This window comes from Chitinimonas sp. JJ19, assembly GCF_036961565.1.
Classification (GTDB): domain Bacteria; phylum Pseudomonadota; class Gammaproteobacteria; order Burkholderiales; family Chitinimonadaceae; genus Chitinimonas.
Genome location: NZ_JBAMDD010000012.1, coordinates 68,458 through 88,850 on the forward strand (window position 1 = coordinate 68,458; position 20,393 = coordinate 88,850).

21 protein-coding genes are annotated in these 20,393 nt (G+C 63.2%); 13 read left to right on the forward strand and 8 right to left on the reverse strand.

The features are described 5' to 3' along the window. The first annotated feature begins 614 nt into the window (after positions 1 to 614). The 9 genes from gmk to V7714_RS15090 all read left to right on the forward strand — a co-directional run bounded on the left by gmk (position 615) and on the right by V7714_RS15090 (position 8,098). A complete protein-coding gene (gene gmk, locus V7714_RS15050) occupies positions 615 to 1,229 on the forward strand; it encodes a guanylate kinase (RefSeq protein WP_335710439.1) in 615 nt (204 codons plus the stop codon). A gap of 56 nt (positions 1,230 to 1,285) precedes the next feature. Further along, on the forward strand, positions 1,286 to 1,495 hold the full coding sequence (rpoZ, locus tag V7714_RS15055) for a DNA-directed RNA polymerase subunit omega (RefSeq protein WP_284196982.1): 210 nt from the start codon (positions 1,286 to 1,288) through the stop codon (positions 1,493 to 1,495). A 63-nt stretch (positions 1,496 to 1,558) separates the two neighbouring features. Continuing rightward, the gene (locus V7714_RS15060) at positions 1,559 to 3,733 is read left to right on the forward strand and encodes a RelA/SpoT family protein (RefSeq protein WP_284196983.1); all 2,175 of its coding nucleotides are present in this window, start codon (positions 1,559 to 1,561) and stop codon (positions 3,731 to 3,733) included. Between the two features lie 87 nt (positions 3,734 to 3,820). Beyond that, on the forward strand, positions 3,821 to 4,024 hold the full coding sequence (gene thiS, locus V7714_RS15065; RefSeq protein ID WP_335710440.1) for a sulfur carrier protein ThiS: 204 nt from the start codon (positions 3,821 to 3,823) through the stop codon (positions 4,022 to 4,024). After that, positions 4,025 to 4,525 carry a GNAT family N-acetyltransferase gene (locus V7714_RS15070; protein ID WP_335710441.1) on the forward strand — a complete coding sequence of 167 codons (501 nt, stop codon included), beginning with the start codon at positions 4,025 to 4,027 and terminating at the stop codon, positions 4,523 to 4,525. A gap of 15 nt (positions 4,526 to 4,540) precedes the next feature. Continuing rightward, on the forward strand, positions 4,541 to 5,326 hold the full coding sequence (locus tag V7714_RS15075; protein WP_335710442.1) for a thiazole synthase: 786 nt from the start codon (positions 4,541 to 4,543) through the stop codon (positions 5,324 to 5,326). A gap of 7 nt (positions 5,327 to 5,333) precedes the next feature. Further along, complete coding sequence (locus V7714_RS15080) at positions 5,334 to 6,188, forward strand: DUF817 domain-containing protein (RefSeq protein ID WP_335710443.1); 855 nt, start codon at positions 5,334 to 5,336, stop codon at positions 6,186 to 6,188. 12 nt (positions 6,189 to 6,200) lie between these two features. Next, positions 6,201 to 6,878, forward strand: coding sequence for a tRNA (guanosine(46)-N7)-methyltransferase TrmB (gene trmB / locus V7714_RS15085; RefSeq protein ID WP_284196986.1), 678 nt, complete (start codon positions 6,201 to 6,203; stop codon positions 6,876 to 6,878). Between the two features lie 53 nt (positions 6,879 to 6,931). Continuing rightward, positions 6,932 to 8,098, forward strand: coding sequence for a PQQ-dependent sugar dehydrogenase (locus tag V7714_RS15090; protein WP_335710444.1), 1,167 nt, complete (start codon positions 6,932 to 6,934; stop codon positions 8,096 to 8,098). Between the two features lie 37 nt (positions 8,099 to 8,135). On the opposite strand, the gene V7714_RS15095 is transcribed toward V7714_RS15090, so the two are convergent. From V7714_RS15095 to wrbA, 5 genes are read right to left on the reverse strand one after another with little or no spacing between them, the layout of a single operon-like run. Next, entirely contained in the window at positions 8,136 to 8,867 is a 732-nt protein-coding gene (locus V7714_RS15095; RefSeq protein WP_335710445.1) for an SPOR domain-containing protein, read from the reverse strand. Then, positions 8,864 to 9,634 (reverse strand): type III pantothenate kinase, encoded by a 771-nt coding sequence (locus V7714_RS15100; protein ID WP_335710446.1) that lies wholly within the window; start codon positions 9,632 to 9,634, stop codon positions 8,864 to 8,866. Before V7714_RS15100 ends, V7714_RS15095 begins: the two co-directional genes overlap by 4 nt. After that, the gene (locus V7714_RS15105; protein ID WP_335710447.1) at positions 9,631 to 10,602 is read right to left on the reverse strand and encodes a biotin--[acetyl-CoA-carboxylase] ligase; all 972 of its coding nucleotides are present in this window, start codon (positions 10,600 to 10,602) and stop codon (positions 9,631 to 9,633) included. Before V7714_RS15105 ends, V7714_RS15100 begins: the two co-directional genes overlap by 4 nt. Continuing rightward, positions 10,599 to 10,949, reverse strand: a complete 351-nt coding sequence (locus tag V7714_RS15110; RefSeq protein ID WP_290331412.1) for a DUF2069 domain-containing protein — start codon at positions 10,947 to 10,949, stop codon at positions 10,599 to 10,601. The genes V7714_RS15105 and V7714_RS15110 overlap by 4 nt, the downstream gene beginning before the upstream one ends. After that, positions 10,946 to 11,545 (reverse strand): NAD(P)H:quinone oxidoreductase, encoded by a 600-nt coding sequence (gene wrbA, locus V7714_RS15115; protein WP_335710448.1) that lies wholly within the window; start codon positions 11,543 to 11,545, stop codon positions 10,946 to 10,948. The genes V7714_RS15110 and wrbA overlap by 4 nt, the downstream gene beginning before the upstream one ends. 101 nt (positions 11,546 to 11,646) lie before the next feature. Here wrbA and V7714_RS15120 point away from each other — a divergent pair, with 101 nt between their 5' ends. Beyond that, positions 11,647 to 12,885 (forward strand): YihY family inner membrane protein, encoded by a 1,239-nt coding sequence (locus V7714_RS15120; protein WP_335710449.1) that lies wholly within the window; start codon positions 11,647 to 11,649, stop codon positions 12,883 to 12,885. A gap of 49 nt (positions 12,886 to 12,934) precedes the next feature. Here the strand turns inward: V7714_RS15120 and V7714_RS15125 are convergent, their stop codons facing one another. Continuing rightward, the gene (locus V7714_RS15125) at positions 12,935 to 14,524 is read right to left on the reverse strand and encodes a hypothetical protein (protein WP_335710450.1); all 1,590 of its coding nucleotides are present in this window, start codon (positions 14,522 to 14,524) and stop codon (positions 12,935 to 12,937) included. 99 nt (positions 14,525 to 14,623) lie between these two features. Next, the gene (gene bioA, locus V7714_RS15130; RefSeq protein WP_335710451.1) at positions 14,624 to 15,940 is read right to left on the reverse strand and encodes an adenosylmethionine--8-amino-7-oxononanoate transaminase; all 1,317 of its coding nucleotides are present in this window, start codon (positions 15,938 to 15,940) and stop codon (positions 14,624 to 14,626) included. Between the two features lie 414 nt (positions 15,941 to 16,354). Between bioA and groES the strand changes: the two genes are divergently transcribed. Both groES and groL read left to right on the forward strand, forming a co-directional pair. Continuing rightward, on the forward strand, positions 16,355 to 16,645 hold the full coding sequence (gene groES, locus V7714_RS15135; RefSeq protein ID WP_284196995.1) for a co-chaperone GroES: 291 nt from the start codon (positions 16,355 to 16,357) through the stop codon (positions 16,643 to 16,645). A 46-nt stretch (positions 16,646 to 16,691) separates the two neighbouring features. Continuing rightward, on the forward strand, positions 16,692 to 18,332 hold the full coding sequence (groL, locus tag V7714_RS15140; RefSeq protein ID WP_284196996.1) for a chaperonin GroEL: 1,641 nt from the start codon (positions 16,692 to 16,694) through the stop codon (positions 18,330 to 18,332). Positions 18,333 to 18,453: 121 nt separating this feature from the next. On the opposite strand, the gene asd is transcribed toward groL, so the two are convergent. Further along, positions 18,454 to 19,266, reverse strand: a complete 813-nt coding sequence (gene asd, locus V7714_RS15145; RefSeq protein ID WP_335710452.1) for an archaetidylserine decarboxylase — start codon at positions 19,264 to 19,266, stop codon at positions 18,454 to 18,456. 272 nt (positions 19,267 to 19,538) lie between these two features. Here asd and pssA point away from each other — a divergent pair, with 272 nt between their 5' ends. Then, positions 19,539 to 20,282, forward strand: coding sequence for a CDP-diacylglycerol--serine O-phosphatidyltransferase (gene pssA / locus V7714_RS15150; RefSeq protein ID WP_335710453.1), 744 nt, complete (start codon positions 19,539 to 19,541; stop codon positions 20,280 to 20,282). The last annotated feature ends 111 nt before the right edge of the window (positions 20,283 to 20,393 follow it).

The window sequence follows — 20,393 nt, forward strand, 5'->3', positions numbered from 1 at the left end:
GCGTTGAATGGGGGGGTGGAGGCGACCGTGACCGGCTTGGGCGGCGCCGAGGCTTTGACCGTAGGTGGCTGCGGCTGGGCCATCATCAATATTCCCCTGATCTAGCCCATCCCCCCCGCCCCCAGCCGCCGCAGGGGAGCCTCGCTGGCGCTCGTGGGCGTTAGCGGGTTGGACGGGGTGGGTGATGGCGATCGTGACCGGCCTGGGCAAAGCCCAGGCTTTGACCGAATGTGGCAACGGTTGGGCCATCATCAATGTTCCGCTGATCTAGCCCATCCCCCCGCCTCCTGCCGCCGCAGGGGGAGCCTCGCTGGTGCTCGTGGGCGTCAGTGGGTTTGAATGGGGGGTGTGGAGGCGACCGTGGCCGGCCTGGGCAGCGCCCAGGCTTTAGCTGTAGGTGGCAAGGGCTGGGCCATCATCATTATTCCCCTGATCTAGCCCATTTCACCCGCCCCCTCCGCAGCATGAGGAGAAGCGTGAACCTGGCATTTTGCCTAGGTAGAGCCTGGGCGTGACGTAGGGCGCTTGGGGGCTATACTGCCCACTGTGCATGCGGGCGAGGGGTGGTTTGTGTTACGCTGGCGTGAAGCCGTTTGAATCAATGAGATAGTGCTATGAGCAAAGGCAAGCTTTTCGTCGTGGCTGGGCCTTCGGGTGCCGGCAAGGCCACCCTGGTGCGGGGGCTGTTAGCCGCAGATGCCAGGGTACAACTGTCTGTTTCCTTTACCAGCCGCGCGCCGCGCGATGGTGAGCAGAATGGTCGCGACTATCATTTCGTCAGCCGCGAGGAGTTCCTCGCCATGGTAAGCCGTGGCGAGTTTCTGGAGCATGCCGAGGTCCATGGCAATCTCTACGGCACATCGCAGAAGTGGATTACCGACGCGATGGCGGCGGGCCAGGACATCCTGCTGGAGATAGACGTGCAGGGCGCCCAGCAGGTGCGCAAGATTTTTGGCGACGAGATAGGCATCTTTATCCTGCCGCCCAGCGCCGAGGTCCTGGAGCAGCGTTTGCGCAATCGGGGTACCGATAGCGAAGACGCCATTGTTCGCCGCCTGGCCAATGCCCGCGAGGAGATTGCCCGCCTGGCCGAGTTTGATTATGTGATCGTCAACGAGCATATCGATCAGGCTGTGCGTGACATCATCGGTATCGTCCGCGCTGAGCGCTGCAAGGTGGCAGCCCAGAGCGAGCGGCACCAGACCCTTATTGCCAGCCTGCAGGGCTGAGCATCACAGAACCCGTGCCGGCCGCCATGCCGGCCGTTTTACCGGAGTAAATGACCATGGCCCGTATTACCGTAGAAGACTGCCTCGACCGTATCCCCAATCGTTTCGACCTGACCCTGACGGCCGCCTACCGCGCTCGCCAGTTGGCCAATGGCTCCACGCCGCTGGTCGATCAGGTGGGCCGCGACAAACCCACCGTGCTGGCCCTGCGTGAGCTGGCTGCGGGCAAGATCGGCATCGAGATACTGCACCGGGCGCGTAGCTAAGCGTTGCAGGGCAGGGCAAAAGCGGGCTATGCCCGCTTTTTGTCCCTCTAGCTACCCTACATCATGCTGATAGCCGAAGACATTCCCGTCCCCGAGGAATACGCCGCACTGGTGGCGAGGGATGCGAACGTTCTGTTCGCCAAGGTATCGGGCTATCTGAAGCCCGAGGATCTGCCGTTGCTGCGCACGGCTTTCCTGTTCAGCGCCGAGTGCCACAAGACCCAGTTCCGCAAGAGCGGCGAGCCCTACATCACCCACCCGCTGGCGGTGGCTGATATCCTGGCCGACCATCACCTGGATGCCCAGGCGCTGATGGCCGCCTTCCTGCATGACACCATGGAGGATACCGGGGTCACCAAGCTGGAGCTGACCGATCGCTTCGGCAAGCCTATTGCCGAGCTGGTGGATGGCCTGTCCAAGCTGGAGAAGCTGGAGTTCCAGAGCAAGGAAGAGGCGCAGGCGGAGAACTTCCGCAAGATGCTGATGGCCATGGCCCGCGATGTGCGGGTCATTCTGGTGAAGCTGGCTGACCGCTTGCACAATATGCGCACGCTGGATGCCATGCGCGAGGACAAGCAGAAGCGGATTGCCGCCGAGACGCTGGAAATCTATGCGCCTATCGCCAACCGCATCGGTCTGCATGCCATCTATCAGGAGCTGGAGGACTGGAGCTTCCGCTACCTGCACCCCATGCGCTACGAGGTGCTGGGCAAGGCACTGAAGGCGGCGCGGGGCAACCGGCGCGAGGTGGTGAACAAGATACAGGACGCCATCAAGCAAAAGCTGGAAGACGCCAGGATAGAGGCCACCGTGTATGGCCGCGAAAAGCACCTGGCCAGCATCTATCGCAAGATGCAGGAGAAGCACCTGAGCTTTTCCGAGGTGCTGGATATCTACGGCTTCCGCGTCATTGTCCGCGATGTATCGACCTGCTACCTGGTGCTGGGGGCGCTGCACGGCCTCTACAAGCCCCGCCCTGGTACGTTCAAGGACTATATCGCCATCCCCAAGCCCAATGGCTACCAGAGCCTGCATACGGCGCTGTCCGGCCCCTATGGCACGCCCATCGAGGTGCAGATACGCACCCACGATATGCACAAGGTGGCGCAGGCCGGCGTGGCATCGCACTGGATGTACAAATCCGGCGACGATGGCGTCAGCGATGTGCAGCAGAAAACCCACCAATGGCTGCAAAGCCTGCTGGAGATCCAATCCATGTCGGGGGATTCGGTTGAATTCCTCGAACATATCAAGGTCGACCTGTTCCCTGGCGAGGTCTATGTCTTTACCCCCAAGGGCAAGATATTGACCCTGCCGCAAGGCTCCACTGCGGTGGATTTTGCCTATGCGGTGCACTCCGATATCGGCAATCGCTGCATTGCTGCCCGCATCAACTACGACCTGATGCCCCTGCGGACTGCCATCAAGACCGGCGACCAGGTCGAGATCATTACGGCCACCACGGCCCGGCCCAATCCCAACTGGCTGAACTTTGTGGTGACGGGCAAGGCCCGCTCGCATATCCGGCATTTCCTCAAGACCATGCGCTATGAGGAATCGGTACAGCTGGGTGAGCGCATGCTGAGTCAGGCCGCACGGGCTTTGATGAACCAGAGTGTGGAGTTGCCGCCTGAATCCTGGGAGCGCTACCTCAAGGAAAACGCCCCGTCGCGTCGTGACGAGATACTGTCCGACATCGGCCTGGGCAAGCGTATAGGCGTGGTGGTGGCGCAGCGCCTCTTGACGCTGGCCGGGCTGCTGACCGAAGGCGAGGCCAAGAGCGGGCCTATCCTGATACGCGGTACCGAGGGGGTGGCAGTACAGTTCTCTCGCTGCTGCAATCCCATACCGGGTGACCCCATCATCGGCCTGATCAAGCAGGGGCAGGGGCTGGTCATCCATACCCATGACTGCCCACAGGTCGTGGGCAGGCATGGCAAGGTGGACCCGGAGAAGATGCTGGAGGTGGAGTGGGATGTCCCGGCCGGCAAGCTGTTTGATGTGCAGATCAAGATACTGGCCATGCACGAGCGTGGCGTGCTGGCGCAGATTGCCGCCGCCATCTCGGAGGCGGCAGCCAATATCGAGAATGTGCGCATGGACAGCGATCACGAGGGCGATCGTTACACCGAGATCAGCTTTACCGTACAGGTGGAAAACCGCCAGCACCTGGCCAGAGTGATGCAGACCCTGCGCCAGCTGGAGAGCGTGGTGCGGATACACAGGCTGAAGTCCTAGAGCCTGTGAACAGGCTCTTAGCCATCCTGGCGATGGGCCGGGCAATGCTAGAATCAAGGCCTTGACCGGCTCTGCGCACCCCTTACCGTGATTACCATCACCCTTAACGGCGAAACCCGCCAATTCGACCCCGATCTCAATCTGGCCCAGTTGGTGGAGAGGCTGGGCCATACCGGGCGCCGTATTGCCATAGAGCGTAACGGCGAAATCGTGCCCAAGGGCCTGCACGGCGAGACGCTGCTGCTGGCCGGCGACAGGCTGGAGATTGTGGTGGCAGTAGGGGGCGGCTGAGTGCAGCGGCCACTGCGGTTTGCCACCATAGACCTGGAGCGCCACCTGGCCGACTGCCTGGCAGCCCGGCGCGATACCTATATCGCCAGCTTTGGCAGCGAGGCCGGTTGGGCGGCCGAATATGGCTCTGAGAGTGACTATCCGGCTTGGCTGGCGGCACGCATTGCAGCGCTGCCGCAGGCTTGCGTACATGTCTGGGACGGTGATCGCATCATCGGCCAGCTGGAAGGCCGTCTACGGCCAGGCTCGGACATCGCCACGATCCACCTGGTCTACCTGGTGCCGGCCTATCGGGGCACCGGCGCGGCGGCATGGCTGATCGACTACCTTATCAAGGTGTTCGAACCACTGGGTGTGGCTCGGCTACAGCTGAGTGTGGCCCCCGGCAATGCGCGAGCAATTGCCTTTTATCACAAGCATGGCTGGGCCCTCTGCGCCCAGTCTGGCAAAGACCCCAGGGTGCGCCTGATGGAGCGCCTGCTCCCGGCTACCCTACACTGACGGATAACCAAGCCCATGCAAGATGCTCCCTTCCAGATTGCCGACCGCGTCTATGGCTCCCGCCTGCTGGTGGGGACCGGCAAGTACAAGGATTTCACCGAGACCCGCGCGGCCATTGATGCCTCGGGTGCGGAGATCGTGACTGTCGCCATCCGTCGCGTGAATATCGGCCAGGATGCCCAGGCGCCCAGCCTGCTCGATTACCTGCCGCCCAGCCAGTTCACCTACCTGCCCAATACGGCCGGCTGCTACAGCGCCGACGATGCGGTACGTACCCTGCGGTTGGCGCGCGAGCTGCTGGATGGCCATAAGTTGGTGAAGCTGGAAGTGCTGGGTGATGCCCACAGCCTCTACCCCAATGTGGTGGAGACCTTGCGTGCGGCCGAAACCCTGGTGAAGGATGGCTTCGATGTGATGGTCTACACCTCGGACGACCCCATCATCGCCAAGCAGCTGGAGGAAATAGGCTGTTGCGCCATTATGCCGCTGGCCAGCCTGATAGGCTCGGGCATGGGCATATTGAACCCCTGGAACCTCAGGCTCATCATCGAGCAGGCGCGTGTGCCGGTCATCGTCGATGCCGGTGTGGGCACGGCATCGGATGCCGCCATCGCCATGGAGCTGGGTTGCGACGGCGTACTGATGAACACCGCCATTGCTGCGGCACAGCACCCGGTGCTGATGGCCAGCGCCATGCGCAAGGGCGTGGAAGCCGGCCGCGAGGCCTTTTTGGCGGGGCGCATGCCGCGCAAGCTGTACTCGGCCAGCCCCAGCTCGCCCACTACCGGCATGATAGGTTGAGGCGAGCTTGAACCAGGCTGCTGTATTACCGGCACCGGGCGGTTTCGCCCGGTTTTGCCACGAGTTCTGGTGGTTTGGCCTGAAAGAGGCGCGCGCCTGCATATTTGCCGGTTCGTTCTTCGTGGTGCTGGCCCTGTCCACCAAGCTGCCGCTGGGGCCATTGCCGCGTTACGATTTCATCCTGCTGGCGGCATTGCTGATCCAGGGCTTGCTGATCGCCACCCGGCTGGAGAGCTGGGACGAGGTCAAGACCATCAGCCTGTTCCATCTGCTGGGTTTTGCGCTTGAGGTGTTCAAGACGCATCCGGCCATAGGCTCGTGGCATTACCCGGAGTTCGCCTATAGCAAGGTGCTGGGGGTGCCGCTCTACAGTGGCTTTATGTATGCCGCCGTGGCCAGCTATATGGCGCAGGCCTGGCGCATCATGGACTTGCGGCTGACGGGCTACCCCAGTTACTGGCTTAGCCTGCCCCTGTGTGCCGCCATCTATCTAAACTTCTTCACCCATCACTTCCTGCCTGATCTGCGCTGGCTCCTGATTGCCGCCGCCGTGCTGGTCTTTGCGCGCACCCGGGTGTACTTCCATCCGCTGGCAACGCCGCGCTGGATGCCCATGCCGATAGCCTTTGTGCTGATCGGTTTCTTTGTCTGGCTGGCCGAGAACATCGCCACGTTTTTTCGCGCCTGGCAGTATCCGGAGCAAGCCGCCGGCTGGACATTGGTGCACTGGGGTAAAATCAGTTCCTGGGGTCTGCTGGTGATACTGAGCTTTATTGTCATTGCTGACCTCAAGCACTTGAAGGCCCGGCGCACTAAGCTTGGCCAGTCCCAGAACACACGTTCCAACCCGATTTCGCAGTAGAAAGGCCCCATCTTGGACAATCCGCATCATCGCCATATCCGCAGTTTCGTGCTGCGCCAGGGGCATTTCTCCGAGGCGCAGACTCGCGCCATGGAAGAGGGCATGCCGCAATGGGGGGTGGAGTACCGGCATGAACTGCTGGATCTGACCCAGACCTTTGGCAGGGAGGCCCCCAAGGTGCTGGAAATCGGTTTTGGCATGGGCGGCGCAACGGCGGAAATCGCCCAGACCCGGCCCGATACCGATTTTCTGGGCATCGAGGTGCATGGCCCCGGCGTGGGCAATATGCTCAAGCTGATCAGCGAAAAGCAGCTGAGCAATATCCGCGTGGTGCGGCATGATGCTGTTGAGGTGGTGGAGCACATGCTGCCTCTGGAGAGCCTGGACGGCTTCCATCTGTATTTTCCCGACCCCTGGCCCAAGAAGCGGCAACAGAAGCGCCGGCTGGTGCAGCCCGAGTTTCTGGATCGCATCGTCAGCCGGCTCAAGCCGGGCGCCTATGTGCATATGGCGACGGACTGGGAGGACTACGCCGTGCAGATGCTGGACGTGCTGAGTGCCCATCCGGCCTTGCGCAATACGGCAGAGGGCTATGCGCCAAGGCCGGAATGGCGTCCGCTGACCAAGTTCGAGCAGCGTGGCCTGAACCTGGGCCATGGGGTGTGGGATCTGATGTTCGTGAAGCGCTAGCTTACCCTGGCGGGTGGGGATGGCGTGGTGCCTTATTGAGGGAGGACGCAAGCTTGTCTGCCAGAAATAGCTTGATCATCACCAGCCTGCTGTCCCTGGTGGCCTGCCATGGTGCGGAGGTGCCCACGGCGGCTGTGCCTGTGGAGGCCGCGCCCATGCGGGCCGCCCCTGTGCCGGGCGCCCCAAAACTACAGGCGGTGACGGTAGCGCGTGGGCTGGAGCATCCCTGGGGCTTGGCCTTCTTGCCCGATGGCCGCATGCTGGTGAGCGAGCGGCCGGGCAGGTTGCGCTTGGTGGCCAGGGATGGCGCCGTATCGGCACCGCTGAAAGGCGTGCCAGCCGTGTTTGCCAGGGGCCAGGGCGGTCTGCTCGATGTGGTGCTGCATCCCGCCTTTGCCACCAATCAATGGGTTTACCTTGTCTACGCCGAGCCCGACCCCCTGCAGGCCAGCCTGGCCGGCACTGCGGTGGCGCGCGGCAAGCTGGTGGGGGAGCAACTGCAGGGCGTACAGGTGCTGTTTCGCCAGCAGCCCAAGGTGGCTGGCGGCAATCATTTTGGCGCACGCCTGGCCTTTGCGCCGGACGGGCGTTTCTTCCTGGCCATGGGCGAGCGCTTTCAGCGTGATCGCGCCCAGAACCCCATGGAGCATCTGGGCAAGGTGGTACGGTTGCAGGACGACGGCCGCGTGCCGCTGGATAACCCCTTTGTCGGCCAGCCGGGCTACCAGCCGGAGATATGGTCGCTGGGCCACCGCAATGTGCAGGGAGCGGCCATCCACCCGCAAAGCGGCCAGTTATGGACGGCCGAGCACGGCGCCCAGGGGGGCGATGAGATCAATACACCCAAGGCGGGCCGCAACTACGGTTGGCCCGTCATTACCTATGGCCGCAACTACGGCGGCGGCAAGATAGGCGAGGGGACGGCCAAGGACGGCATGGAGCAGCCGCGCCATTACTGGGATCCTTCCATCGCGCCTTCCGGCATGGCTTTTTATACCGGCAACCGTTACCCAGGCTGGCGTGGCAGCTTGCTGGTGGGCGCCTTGCGCGGCCAGCATGTGGCGCGGCTCAGCCTGGATGGCGAGCGGGTGGTGGCCGAGGAGAAGCTACTGACTGATCTGGGGCGGCGGGTGCGGGACGTGAGACAGGGCCCGGATGGCTGGGTCTACCTGCTGACCGATGCCGCGGATGGCGAGGTGCTGCGGCTGGAGCTGCAGTGATGCAGGCCGGTGCCGACGGCGCCAGCCTGCAGGGGAATCAGCAACCTATGCTGGTGATGGTGCTGCCGCGGAAGGCGGTCGCTGCCTGATTCAACTGCTTCTTGGCCGAGCTGGGAACCTGCTTGAGCAGAAGCGTGTTGCTGACAGGGGTGCCTTCTCGGCGTTCGCGCAGCATGGCGGTGCGCACCCCTTGCTGGCGCAGGCTGTCCAGCCGGCGTTCGGCGGCTTCCTTGGTCGAGAACAGGCCTAGCGAGACGGCGTTCAGGTAACGCTTGTCGTCGTTGATGATGAAGAAATCGGTCACGCCCAGCGTCTTCAGTTCGTCGGCTTTCTTTTGCGCGTCGGCCGTGGTGCCCCGTGGCGGTATCAGTACCCAGTAACGCACAGGGCCTTCGCCGCCACTGCTTTCCAATTTGATCTCACCGCCCAGCTTGAGTTCGGCCACGCGCTTTCTGACATTGGGCAGGTCTTCGGTGAGTATGCCACGCCAGGCAAAGCAGGCCTTGCCTGCAGCCGCGACTTCGGCGACCACGGGCGCCTGCGCCTCGAGGGCATCGGAGGCCGCCACCGGGCTGTCGGCTGCCGGCCCGGCCGCAGCGTCAACCGGTGGGGTTGCGCTGGGGCTGGCGGGCAGGACTTCGGCGATGCGCAGCTTGGCGGCATTGACTTCGCGGTTACGCCAGTCGAGCGGCGGCTGCGGCTCAGCCAGCCGGGTGTAGCCGAAGAACAGCAGATTGGCGAGCAGTAACAGGAAGAACAGCCATTTCATGGGACAGGATTCCAGTTGGGCGAGGCATCGCTGGCCAACTTGGCCAGGCCGCGCAGGACCAGATTATCAACGGCGGACAGGCGGGTTGCCAGTATTGGCGTCAACAAGGGCGCCAACAGGCTGGCATCGCCCCCCGAAAGCCACACCTGGGCGCCATGGCCGGTGTGCTGTTCCAGCCGGCCGTGCATCTGCATGATGGCGCCGGTCAGGGCCAGCAGCACGCCATTGACGATGGCTTCGCCGGTGGCTTGGGGAAAATCCACCGTGGCGCCATCGGGCAGGCCCAGGTCGGCTGTGCCCTGTGCCAGGGACTGGCGCATCAGCCGGTAGCCGGGCACGATCAGTCCGCCCAGGAATACCCCTTCCGCCGTCAGTGCGTCCACGGTCATGGCGGTGCCTGCCATGACCACGATGGCATCGCTGGCGCCCAGGCTGCGGGCGCCCAGCATGGCTGCCCAGCGATCCGCTCCCAGTTGGGCCGGTTCGCGGTAGCCATTGCTGAGGCCGGCCTGGCTGGCGGTAGGTTTCAGCCAGTCTATGGGTAATGCCAGGCAGGCGGCCAGTTGCCCGGCGATGGCTGGCCCGGCCACATTGCAGCCCAGTATGTGGCTGGCCGCAGGGTGTTGGGCCAAGGCCTGCGGCAGTTGGGCCAACTGATCGTAGGCCAGGCTGCCCTCGGCCAGGTAGTTCAAGGGGGAGTGGGGCGCCAGCAGCGCCCATTTCAGCCGGCTGTTGCCGGCGTCCAGCAACAGTGTTGGGCCGCTCATGCCGCCCCCCGCAGGCTGATTTCGCCGGCATGGACGCGCCGCTCGCCTTCGGCTGTGGCAAAGCGCAGGGCGCCGTCGGGCGCCACGCCCAGCGCGGTGCCAGCGACGCTGTCGCCATTGGGCAGCAGCAGGCGGGCCGGCGCCCCCTGCATGGCGTGGCGGGCTTCCCATTGCGGCAACAAGGGCAGAAAACCACCGTGTTCGAACTGGGGCAGCAGCACAGCCAGTTCGGCCAGCAGGGCGGCCAGCAGGCGGTTGCGGTCGCCGCCATAGCCCAGCATGGCCAGCGATTCGGCGGCCTGTTCGACACTGCCCCTTACCGTATCGGACAGGCGCAGGTTGAGCCCTATGCCTATCACGACGGTGGATGGGCCGTGCGCCTCCCCGGCCAGTTCAATCAGGATGCCTCCCAGCTTGGCGCCTTGCTCGGTCACGATATCGTTGGGCCACTTGAGGCGTGCGGCGCTGAGGCCCAGCCCTTCCAGCGCGCGGGCAACGGCCAGGCCGACTGCCAGGCTGAGGCCGGATAGGTCGGCCACACCCAGGTTGAAGCGCCAAAGCAGCGAGAACATCAGGGCGTCGCCGAGCTCGCCTTGCCAGCGTCGACCACGCCGCCCGCGCCCGGCTGTCTGGTGCTCGGCGGCAAATACCAGGCCGGCCGGCGCACCTTGGCCAGCCTGCTGCATCAGGGCGGTGTTGGTGGAGTCGATCTCATCAAACAGGCGCAGATCGAAATAGCGCGCCTGTGTGCCCAGATGCTCGGCCACCTTGCGTTCATCCAGCCAGTCTATGGGCTTGTCCAGCCGGTAGCCACGGCTTTTGGCCGTATGCACGGTGACACCCAGGTCGGCCACCGATTTCAGCGCCAGTGAAATGCTGGCGCGCGAGACGCCCAGTGCCTCGGCCAACTCGGGGCCGGGGCGGAACTGATCGGCGGACAGCAGGCGTAGCAGCGGGTAGGGGTTCATTGCGGTGTGGGGCGGGTCAGTCGGGCATATACCACGGTACAACAGAATACCCAGACACTGAGAAAGGTCTCAACCAGGGCCAGGTATTGCATGGTGCCGCGGTCACCCCAGCTGCGCATCACCCCTTCGATAAACCAGGCCAGGACATACATGCTCAGCCACTGGTAGGTGTAGCGCTTGCCGCGCAGCACGCCCGGCAGGGGGAGCAGCAGGGGCAGGGCCTTGATCCACAGCAGCGAGCCGGGGCGTAACGGCGCCAGCCAGGCCTCCCACACAATGCACAGGATGAACAGGGCCAGCATGCCGGCCAGGGTGCCGTTACGGCTCAGGCGTATCCAGGGATTCATAGCGGTCTCGCCAGTTTGAGGCTGGCCTCGGCCAAGCGTTTACCCAGGGCCATGGCCAGGGCCTTCTCGTGTTCATCTACCGCGCGGCGGCCGTCGTGGCCGGCCACATGGCTGGCACCGTAGGGCGTGCCGCCGCCCTGGGTCAGGGTCAGGCCCGGTTCGCTGTAAGGCAGGCCCAGCACCGTCATGCCATGGTGCAGCAAGGGCAGCATCATGGTCAGCAAGGTGGCCTCGTTGCCGCCGTGGGGGCTGCTGGTGGAGGTGAACACACAGGCAGGCTTGCCGGCCAACGTACCGGCCAGCCAGTCGGCACTGGTGCCATCGAGAAAATACTTGAGCGGTGCGGCCATATTGCCAAAGCGGGTGGGGCTGCCCAGCGCCAAGCCCTGGCATTCCTTCAGGTCGCTCAGCTCCACATAGGGTGCGCCACTGTCGGGGATGGCGGGGGCGGTGGCCTCGGCCACGCTGGAGACGGCGGGCACGGTACGTAGCCTGGCATGGCAGCCAGGTACCGACTCGATGCCGCGGGCGATCAGCTGCGCCAGTTGCCGGGTAGCGCCGTGGCGCGAGTAATAGAGAACCAGGATGTCGGCCATGTACGCAAGGGTGGAAGTCAGCAAAAGCGGGATTATAGGCCTTTGCCGCGCCGCGTATTTCGTGGATAGTCGCGGCATTCCCTGTAAAGCCTCACTGACCGATGTTGAGACTGTCCGACTATCGCCGTAATGTCATCAGCAAGCTGCCTGCGCCGCTGGATTTTGCGCTGTTCGTATTCCGCCGCCTGCGCGACGACCGCTGCCTGGAGGCGGCCGGTAGCCTTACCTTTACCACCATGCTGGCCTTGGTGCCCTTCCTGACCATAGCCCTGATGGTAGTGTCGGCCTTTCCCATGGCAGACAGCCTGACTCAGGAGGTCAAGCTGTTCCTGATCAAGAACCTGGTACCGGATTCGGCCGGCAAGGTGATCTCGGTCTATATGCGGCAGTTCACCGAAAACACCGGCAAGCTCACCTTGGTGGGTATGGCCACCCTGGCGCTGACGGCGCTGGCCATGATGGCCACCATGGATCGCACCTTCAACCGTATCTGGCGGATACGCCGCTCGCGCCCCTGGATGGTCAAGACCCTGACCTATTGGGGGGTGCTGACGCTAGGCCCCTTGCTGCTGGGCATAGGCCTGACCATGACCGATTGGGTGGCCGACAAGGCCGGCAGCGGCGCGCTGACCGCCATATTGAACGGCAGCGGTTTTCTGATGGCGCTGGCCGGCTTTGGCTTGCTCTACCGGGTGGTGCCCAATTGCCCGGTGCCACCCAGCCATGCCTGGATAGCCGCCCTGTTCACCACGGTGGCGCTGGGGCTGATGAAGGGGCTGTTCGGGCTGTATGTGCGCAATTTCGCCTCCTACAAGCTGGTGTACGGCGCCTTTGCCAGCCTGCCTATCTTTTTGCTGTGGCTGTATCTGGTCTGGGTCATCGTGCTGGCGGGGGCCGTATTGAGCGCCTGTCTGTCCTACTGGCATGGCGAAGCCTGGCGTCGGCGGGCGCATCCGGGCCAGCGCCTCTATGATGCGGTGCGCCTGCTGCTGAAGCTGGATGATGCCCGGCGCGAAGGCGTGACCCTGCAACTGGGCCAGCTCCGCCGCTCGCTCTCGCTAGGCCAGGATGAGCTGCATGAATTGCTGGAACGGTTGGCCGAGAAAGGTTGGACCCAGGCTACCCGCAGCGGCGGCTGGCTGCTGGCGGTGGCGTTGGAACGCATCAACCTGCAGGCGCTCTACCACCTGCTGGTAACCCGGCCGGTGGCGCCGCCCCGCGCGGTGGATGGCCTGCATGACATGCTGGCCGAGCGATTTGGCCGGGTCGATGCCTCGCTGGATATCTCGCTGGCCGAGATGGCGCGGCAGCTGCGGCGGGAGGCCGCGCCGGAAGACTAGCGTTTGGCCTCTTCGGGCTGCCACACAGGCAATCTGTAATGGGCTTGGGCTAGTGTGCCGCCCCTGGGCTGGGGGCGTACTCAAACAACTCGTAGCCCACCGCCTGCTCGTTGAGCCGTACGGCACGTATCAGTTGCTCGCCTTCATCGGTGTAGATCACCAGCTCCCGCATGGGCGAGAAGGTGCCACGCGGGGCGATGACCAGTGGCGGCTGTTTGAGTGCGGGCACTTCGGGCAGCAGGACGCAGGGCTGAAAGGTGGCGCCGGCATGGGTGATGCTGGGGCGCTGCATGGCCGGCTCGCCCTTGGGGGCCAGCACCTGTATGCCGACCTCCAGCGATTCGCCTTCCTCCACCGTCTGCAGCCAGCGCACGCAACCCAGCATCCAGTCATCGCCGGGGGCGCCGCGAAGGCCGACGATATCGCCCACCCGGTAGGTGCAGTTCTGCGGGGCGGGCTGCAGCTTGAGGGCGTAGCCGCCGGGACTTTCGTTGATGACCAGCCAGCTGTCGGCCGGGCCATAGTTGGCGCCGGAGACGCTGACCGGTCCCTGCTCGTCCACTATGCTGTCGTCCAGCACCACTGGCTGCAGCAACGGCTGGCCACCATTGAGGTAGAAGGCCGTCATGCGCAGGCCGCCCACCATATTGACGCGGCTATTGGCGCGTATGCGCTGGAACACTCGCTTGGGGGCGATGCTCCATTGCCGGGTGACACGCCGCAGCAGGTCTATCCAGGCCTGGGCCTTGGGCCGGTCGCTGGCGCCGGGCAGTTTCTGCTCCACTGCATGTAGGGCCTTGTGCAGCAATTTGGCCATTTCCATGGTGTCGAGCAGGATGGCATTGCTGGCCTCCACATCCATAGGGCGCTGCCCAAGGAAAGCCGGGGGCTGGTCCACATCCATGCGTACCAGGAAGAACCCGGCCGGATTGGGGGTGTTGCCCAGTGGCTGGAACTGGGCGGCTGCGCCGTAGCTCTTGATCAGCTCCTGTATCTTGTCGTGCTCCACCGGATGGTAACGGTAGGGGTCGGACAGGGCCAGCAACAGGATCTGCTTGTAATAGCCACCTATGGTCTTGGTCGGGTGCTCGGCACCTTCCGGCTGGTCTATCAGCTTGTGCTGTATGGCGTGGCGGAACAGGCTATGCACTTCCTGCCAGACGCCGGCAGGAATAGGGCTATAGCTCTTGCAGCAGACCCACATCAGCTTGTAGTAGGTGATCAGCAGCTTGCGTATCACATCGGGGATGTGCTTCTGGCCCAGGCTGAACCGGGCACCAAGCCGGCCCAGCAGGATGATCTTGTAGCCGTTGGCCAGCTCCAGCTGCAGGTTGCGCGCCAGTGCAGCGGTTTGCTTGAATTTTTCCTTGGCGGGCACGGTGGCCGAGGTGTAGGCATCCTCTAGCGGTGCATCCAGCAGGTCAGACGCCAGCTGGTAGTGCTCCATCAACTTGAGGCGGGTGTCGTCGTCCAGCTTGATGCGGTTGAGCGTGGTCAAGGCATCAAAGATGGCCCGGGTGGTCTCCATCAGGTTGGCAGGCGGCAGCGAGACCAGCCAGGCTTTGACGGCCTTGGGATTGGTCTCGACGCTGATGGAGTAACCGGTAATCGGTTCCGGTACGTTGAGAGCGAGCGACATGTGTTTCCACGAACAGTTGCTGTTGTTTTATATAGGCGATATTCGCTTAGCATGCGAACTCGCCGCTCCCCGACCTGTTATTTCGCTACGCCTGCCTGTTCAGTCCAGGCCTTCGTCCAGCAAGGCCTGCAGTGTCGCAAACGCGGCCTGTAATTCCATGATAGTAACTACGTAGGGCGGCATCAGGTAGACGGAATTATTCACTGGCCTGACCAGCAGCCCCCGCGCCAGTGCGGCCTCGAAGAAGCGGCTGGCAAAGCCGGGGCGGGCATCGTTGACTTCAAAGGCCCAGATCATGCCCAGGTGGCGGCCATGGCTTACCCGTGGGTGGCTAGCCAGGCGGGCGAAATCGGCTGCGACAGCGGCGGCCTTGGCGCGGTTGCTGTCCAGTACGGCATCGTCCCGGAAGATGGCCAGCACCTCCAGCGCGGCGCGGCAGGCCAGGGCGTTGCCGGTATAGCTGTGGCTGTGCAGGAAACCCCGGCTGACATCGTCATGATAGAAGGCGGCATAGATGGCATCGGTCGTCAGTACCGCCGACAGTGGCAGGTAGCCGCCAGTAATGCCCTTGGACAGGCAGATGAAATCAGGCCGTATGCCCGCTTGCTCGCAGGCAAACAAGGTGCCGGTGCGGCCAAAGCCCATGGCGATCTCGTCGGCGATCAGGTGGACGCCATACTGGTCGCACAGCGCGCGTGCCCGCTGCAGATAGGCCGGATGGTACATGGCCATGCCGGCGGCACCCTGGCATAGGGGTTCGACAATAAAGGCCGCCAATTCGCCCGCCTGGTGCCGGAACAGCTGCTCCAGGTCTGCCGCCGCCCGCAGAGCGTAGGCTTCGGCGGTTTCACCGGCCTCGGCCAGGCGCCAGTCTGGCGACATGACCCGGTGGGTCTGGCGCAGCAGGGGCGCGTAGGTGGCGCTGAACAGCGGGACATCGGTCACGCTGAGCGCGCCCAGGGTCTCACCGTGGTAGCTGTTGCGCAGGCTGACAAAGCCGGTCTTGCGCTCCTGGCCCAGGTTGCGCCAGTAGTGGTAGCTCATCTTCAGCGCGATTTCGGTGGCGCTGGCGCCATCGGAACCATAGAAGGCATGGCCCAGGCCGGTCAGCTGGCCCAGTTGCTCAGATAGTTCCACTACCGGCTTCTGGGTGAAGCCAGCCAGTATCACGTGTTCCAGCGTGTTCATCTGGTCCAGGATGGCGGCATTCATGCGGGGGTTGGCGTGGCCGAACAGGTTGACCCACCAGCTGCTGACGCCATCGAGGAAGCGACGTCCCTCGAAATCCACCAGCCAGGCGCCGTCGCCCCGGGCCACGGGCACGATGGGCAGGGCTTCATGGCGTTTCATCTGGGTGCACGGATGCCATACGGCCTGGCGGCTACGGGCCAGCCAGTCTTGATTGGGGGTGGTCATGCTTGTCTCCTGTCCGGTGCACTGTTGGCGCATCTGCCGGTGTTTGGCTGCCCGGCGGGCCGGGCTTCTGGCTCGGCCCACGCTTGGCGTGCGCAGCTTATCGGCATAGGACCATGCACGGCAATGATGGCGAGGCATTCTGGTAGGTGGCCGTCATGTGCCTGTAAAGCGCTTTCCATCTAATGTCGTGCTGGGCGGGTGGGGCGCAGTTTCACATCCTGGCCTTGTCCTTCGTCATTAGCGCGGTCTTATCTGCGGTCACGGACCAATTATCTGCAAGCCTCGCCCTTGAAATGGGCTAACACTGCCCATATCATTAGCACTCGTTAGCCCAGAGTGCTAGCAGCGAACATCAAACTGTTGATTTTTGCCTGTCACGGCATTCAGCAAATCGTATTCCTACAGGAGAAAACCATGAAGATTCGTCCCCTGCACGATCGCGTTGTGATCAAGCGCGTCGAAGCCGAAGAAAAAACCGCCTCGGGCATCGTTCTGCCAGGCAATGCGGCCGAGAAGCCCGATATGGGCGAAGTGGTGTCGGTTGGTACCGGCAAGATCCTGGAAAACGGCTCGGTCCGTGCCCTGCAGGTCAAGGCTGGCGACAAGGTGATCTTCGGCAAGTACAGCGGCCAGACCGTCAAGGTCGATGGCAGCGAACTGCTGGTCATGCGTGAAGAAGACATCATGGGTGTTGTCGAGGCTTGATCGCCCCACACCGCTAGTCCCCTCAACGAATTCGGAGAGCAAGATAATGGCTGCAAAAGAAGTGAAGTTCGGCGATAGCGCCCGTGCAAAAATGGTAGTCGGCGTCAACATCCTGGCTGACGCTGTCAAGGTGACCCTGGGCCCCAAGGGCCGTAACGTGGTCCTGGAGCGCTCGTTCGGCGCCCCCACCATCACCAAGGACGGTGTGTCGGTGGCCAAGGAAATCGAACTGAAGGACAAGTTCGAGAACATGGGCGCGCAAATGGTCAAGGAAGTGGCTTCCAAGACCTCCGATATTGCTGGCGACGGCACCACCACCGCTACCGTGCTGGCCCAGGCCATCGTGCTGGAAGGCATGAAGTATGTGGCCGCCGGCATGAACCCGATGGATCTGAAGCGCGGTATCGACAAGGCTGTGACTGCCCTGGTCGGCGAGCTGAAGAACATCTCCAAGCCTTGCACCACCTCCAAGGAAATCGCCCAGGTCGGTTCGATCTCGGCCAACTCCGATTCCAGCATTGGTGACATCATCGCCAACGCCATGGACAAGGTCGGCAAGGAAGGCGTGATCACCGTTGAAGACGGCTCCAGCCTGGAAAACTCGCTGGACACCGTGGAAGGCATGCAGTTCGACCGCGGCTACCTGAGCCCCTACTTCATCAACAATCCCGAGAAGCAGATTGCTTCGCTGGACAACCCCTTTGTGCTGCTGTTCGACAAGAAGATCAGCAACATCCGCGACCTGCTGCCGGTACTGGAGCAAGTGGCCAAGGCCGGTCGTCCGCTGCTGATCATCGCTGAGGATGTCGAGGGCGAAGCCCTGGCTACCCTGGTGGTCAACAACATCCGTGGCATCCTGAAGACTGTTGCCGTGAAGGCCCCTGGCTTTGGCGACCGTCGCAAGGCCATGCTGGAAGACATCGCCATCCTGACCGGCGGCACCGTGATCGCTGAAGAAGTGGGCCTGACCCTGGAAAAGGCCTCGCTGGCCGACCTGGGCCAAGCCAAGCGCGTCGAGATCGGCAAGGAAAACACCACCATCATCGACGGCGTGGGCAAGGCTGAACTGATCCAGGCACGCGTTGGCCAGATCAACAAGCAGATCGAAGAAGCCACCAGCGACTACGACCGCGAAAAGCTGCAGGAGCGCAAGGCCAAGCTGGCCGGCGGTGTGGCCGTGATCAAGGTCGGTGCTGCTACCGAAGTCGAAATGAAGGAAAAGAAGGCCCGTGTCGAAGACGCGCTGCACGCTACCCGTGCTGCCGTTGAAGAAGGCATTGTTCCTGGCGGCGGCGTGGCCCTGCTGCGTGCCCGTTCGGCCATCACCGAACTGCGCGGTATCAATGCCGATCAGGATGCCGGTATCAAGATCGTGCTGCGTGCCATCGAAGCCCCGCTGCGCCAGATCGTTGCCAACGCTGGCGACGAGCCCAGCGTGGTGGTTGCCAAGGTGCTGGAAGGCAAGGGTAACTTCGGTTACAACGCCGGTACCAGCGAGTACGGCGACATGGTTGAAATGGGCGTGCTGGACCCCACCAAGGTGACCCGTTCGGCCCTGCAACACGCGGCTTCCGTGGCCTCGCTGATGCTGACCACCGATTGCATGGTGGCTGAGCTGCCGAAGGAAGATGCCCCGATGGGTGGTGGCATGGGCGGCATGGGTGGCATGGGCGGTATGGACATGTAATCCCGCAGCGGCTGGCCTTGCTGGCAAGGCCGCCAAAGCAAAACCCCTGGGTGTCTGCCCAGGGGTTTTTTATTGCTCGGCACCAGGGGAGTACGCCAGGGGCTTGGGGGCGGCGGGGCGCCTATTGCGGCCAGTCGGCCATCTTTTCGCCCAACCGTACGCCCTTGGCAGGCGCCCAGTCTGGCGCGAAGGGCAGGGTCGGGCCGGGAAACAGCATGACCACGGTGGAGCCCAGCAGGAAGCGGCCCATCTCTTCGCCCTGCTTGAGCACGATCTGCTGGTCGCGGTAGTCCCACGCTTCTATGGCAGGACGACGGGGCGGGTTGACCACGCCGTGCCATACGGTGGCCATGCTGCCGACGATGGTGGCGCCCACCAGGGTCAGCACAAAAGGGCCCTTGGCGGATTCGAATACGCAGACCACCCGTTCGTTACGGGCGAACAGGCCGGGTACGCCGCGTGCGGTGGCCGGGTTGACCGAGAACAGCTCGCCCGGCACGTAGATCATGCGCAGCAAACGGCCGTCGCAAGGCATGTGGATGCGGTGGTAGTCGCGTGGGCTGAGGTAGATGGTGGCAAAGCTGCCGTTCTCGAACTGTGCCGCCAGCGTGGCATCGCCGCCCACCAGGGCGGTGGTGGAATACTGGTGGCCCTTGGCCTGGAATATCTGGTCGCGCTCGATACGGCCAAACTGGCTGATGGCGCCATCCACCGGGCAGACCAGGTCGGCCTGGGCCAGCGGCCTGGCACCGTCCTTGAGGGCGCGGGTAAAGAAATCGTTGAAGCTGTTGTAGCTGTCGAGATCGGGATTGGCGGCTTCGGCCATATTGACCTGGTAGCGCGCCACGAAGCGGCGCATCTCCCAGCGCATCCAGCGGCCGGCCGGGCGGCTGGCCAGGTGGCCGGCCAGGCGGGTCATGGCCTGTTTGGGCATGAGATACTGCAGTAGAACAAACAGCCGATCGGGCACAATCGATTCCGGGTAAGGGGAAAGCGGGAGATTCTAACGCATGCTTGCTTCGCCCGGCGGCAGAATGCCAGGTTTACCCCACTCGGGTGACGAACGTGACATGATGATGCCCGAGCCGCTATCCGCTTGGGCTATGAGCCGGAAAGACAGGGGCGGGCGGCTCAGCTAGAATCGTGGCCCGAATCTGCGATAGGGCTGACTGTATTTGCATAGGCAGCCGAACGAGAAATCACATTATGCAACCGAGCGACAAGCGCCCCTTGAACCTGCGCCGCCAAAGCATCTACCTGTTGCCCAACAGCTTTACCCTGGCGGCCCTGTTCGCGGGCTTCTATGCCATTGTGCAGGCCATGAACCACCGCTTCGAGCCCGCTGCGGTGGCCATTTTTGTGGCCATGGTGCTCGATGGCATGGATGGCCGCGTGGCGCGCATGACCAATACCCAGAGTGCTTTCGGGGCGGAGTTCGATTCACTGTCAGACATGGTGTCGTTTGGCGTGGCGCCAGCGCTGGTAGCCTATGAGTGGATGCTGCGCGGCTTTGGCAAGCTGGGTTGGATAGTCGCCTTTATCTATTGTGCTGCTGCCGCCCTGCGGCTGGCGCGCTTCAATACCCAGCTGGAGGTAGCCGACAAGCGTTTCTTCCAGGGCATGCCTTCGCCCACGGCCGCGGCCCTGGTGGCCGGCTTTGTCTGGATATCGCTGGAGGCCGGCTGGACCGGTGAGGCCATACGCTGGGGCGCGTTGGTTGTGACGGCCTTTGCCGGGCTGACCATGGTCAGCAATGTGCGCTACTACAGCTTCAAGGAGATCAACGTCCGCAAGACCGTGCCTTTCTTTGTGCTGCTGCCGATATTGTTCGTACTGGTGGCGATTGCCGCCAACCCACCTATCGCCTTGTTTGCCTTGTTTGTGGTCTATGCGCTGTCTGGCTACGTGCTGGCGTTGTGGAACCGGCTCAAGCCTGCGAACAAGGCTTGACGTTGACGCCGCAGGCTTTTACTCTCCCAGCATGACTTCGACCAACAGCCGCCCGTTTCTGCTACTACTAGCCGAGAACGACCTCTCCGGGCCGCTGTTACGTCTTGCGCG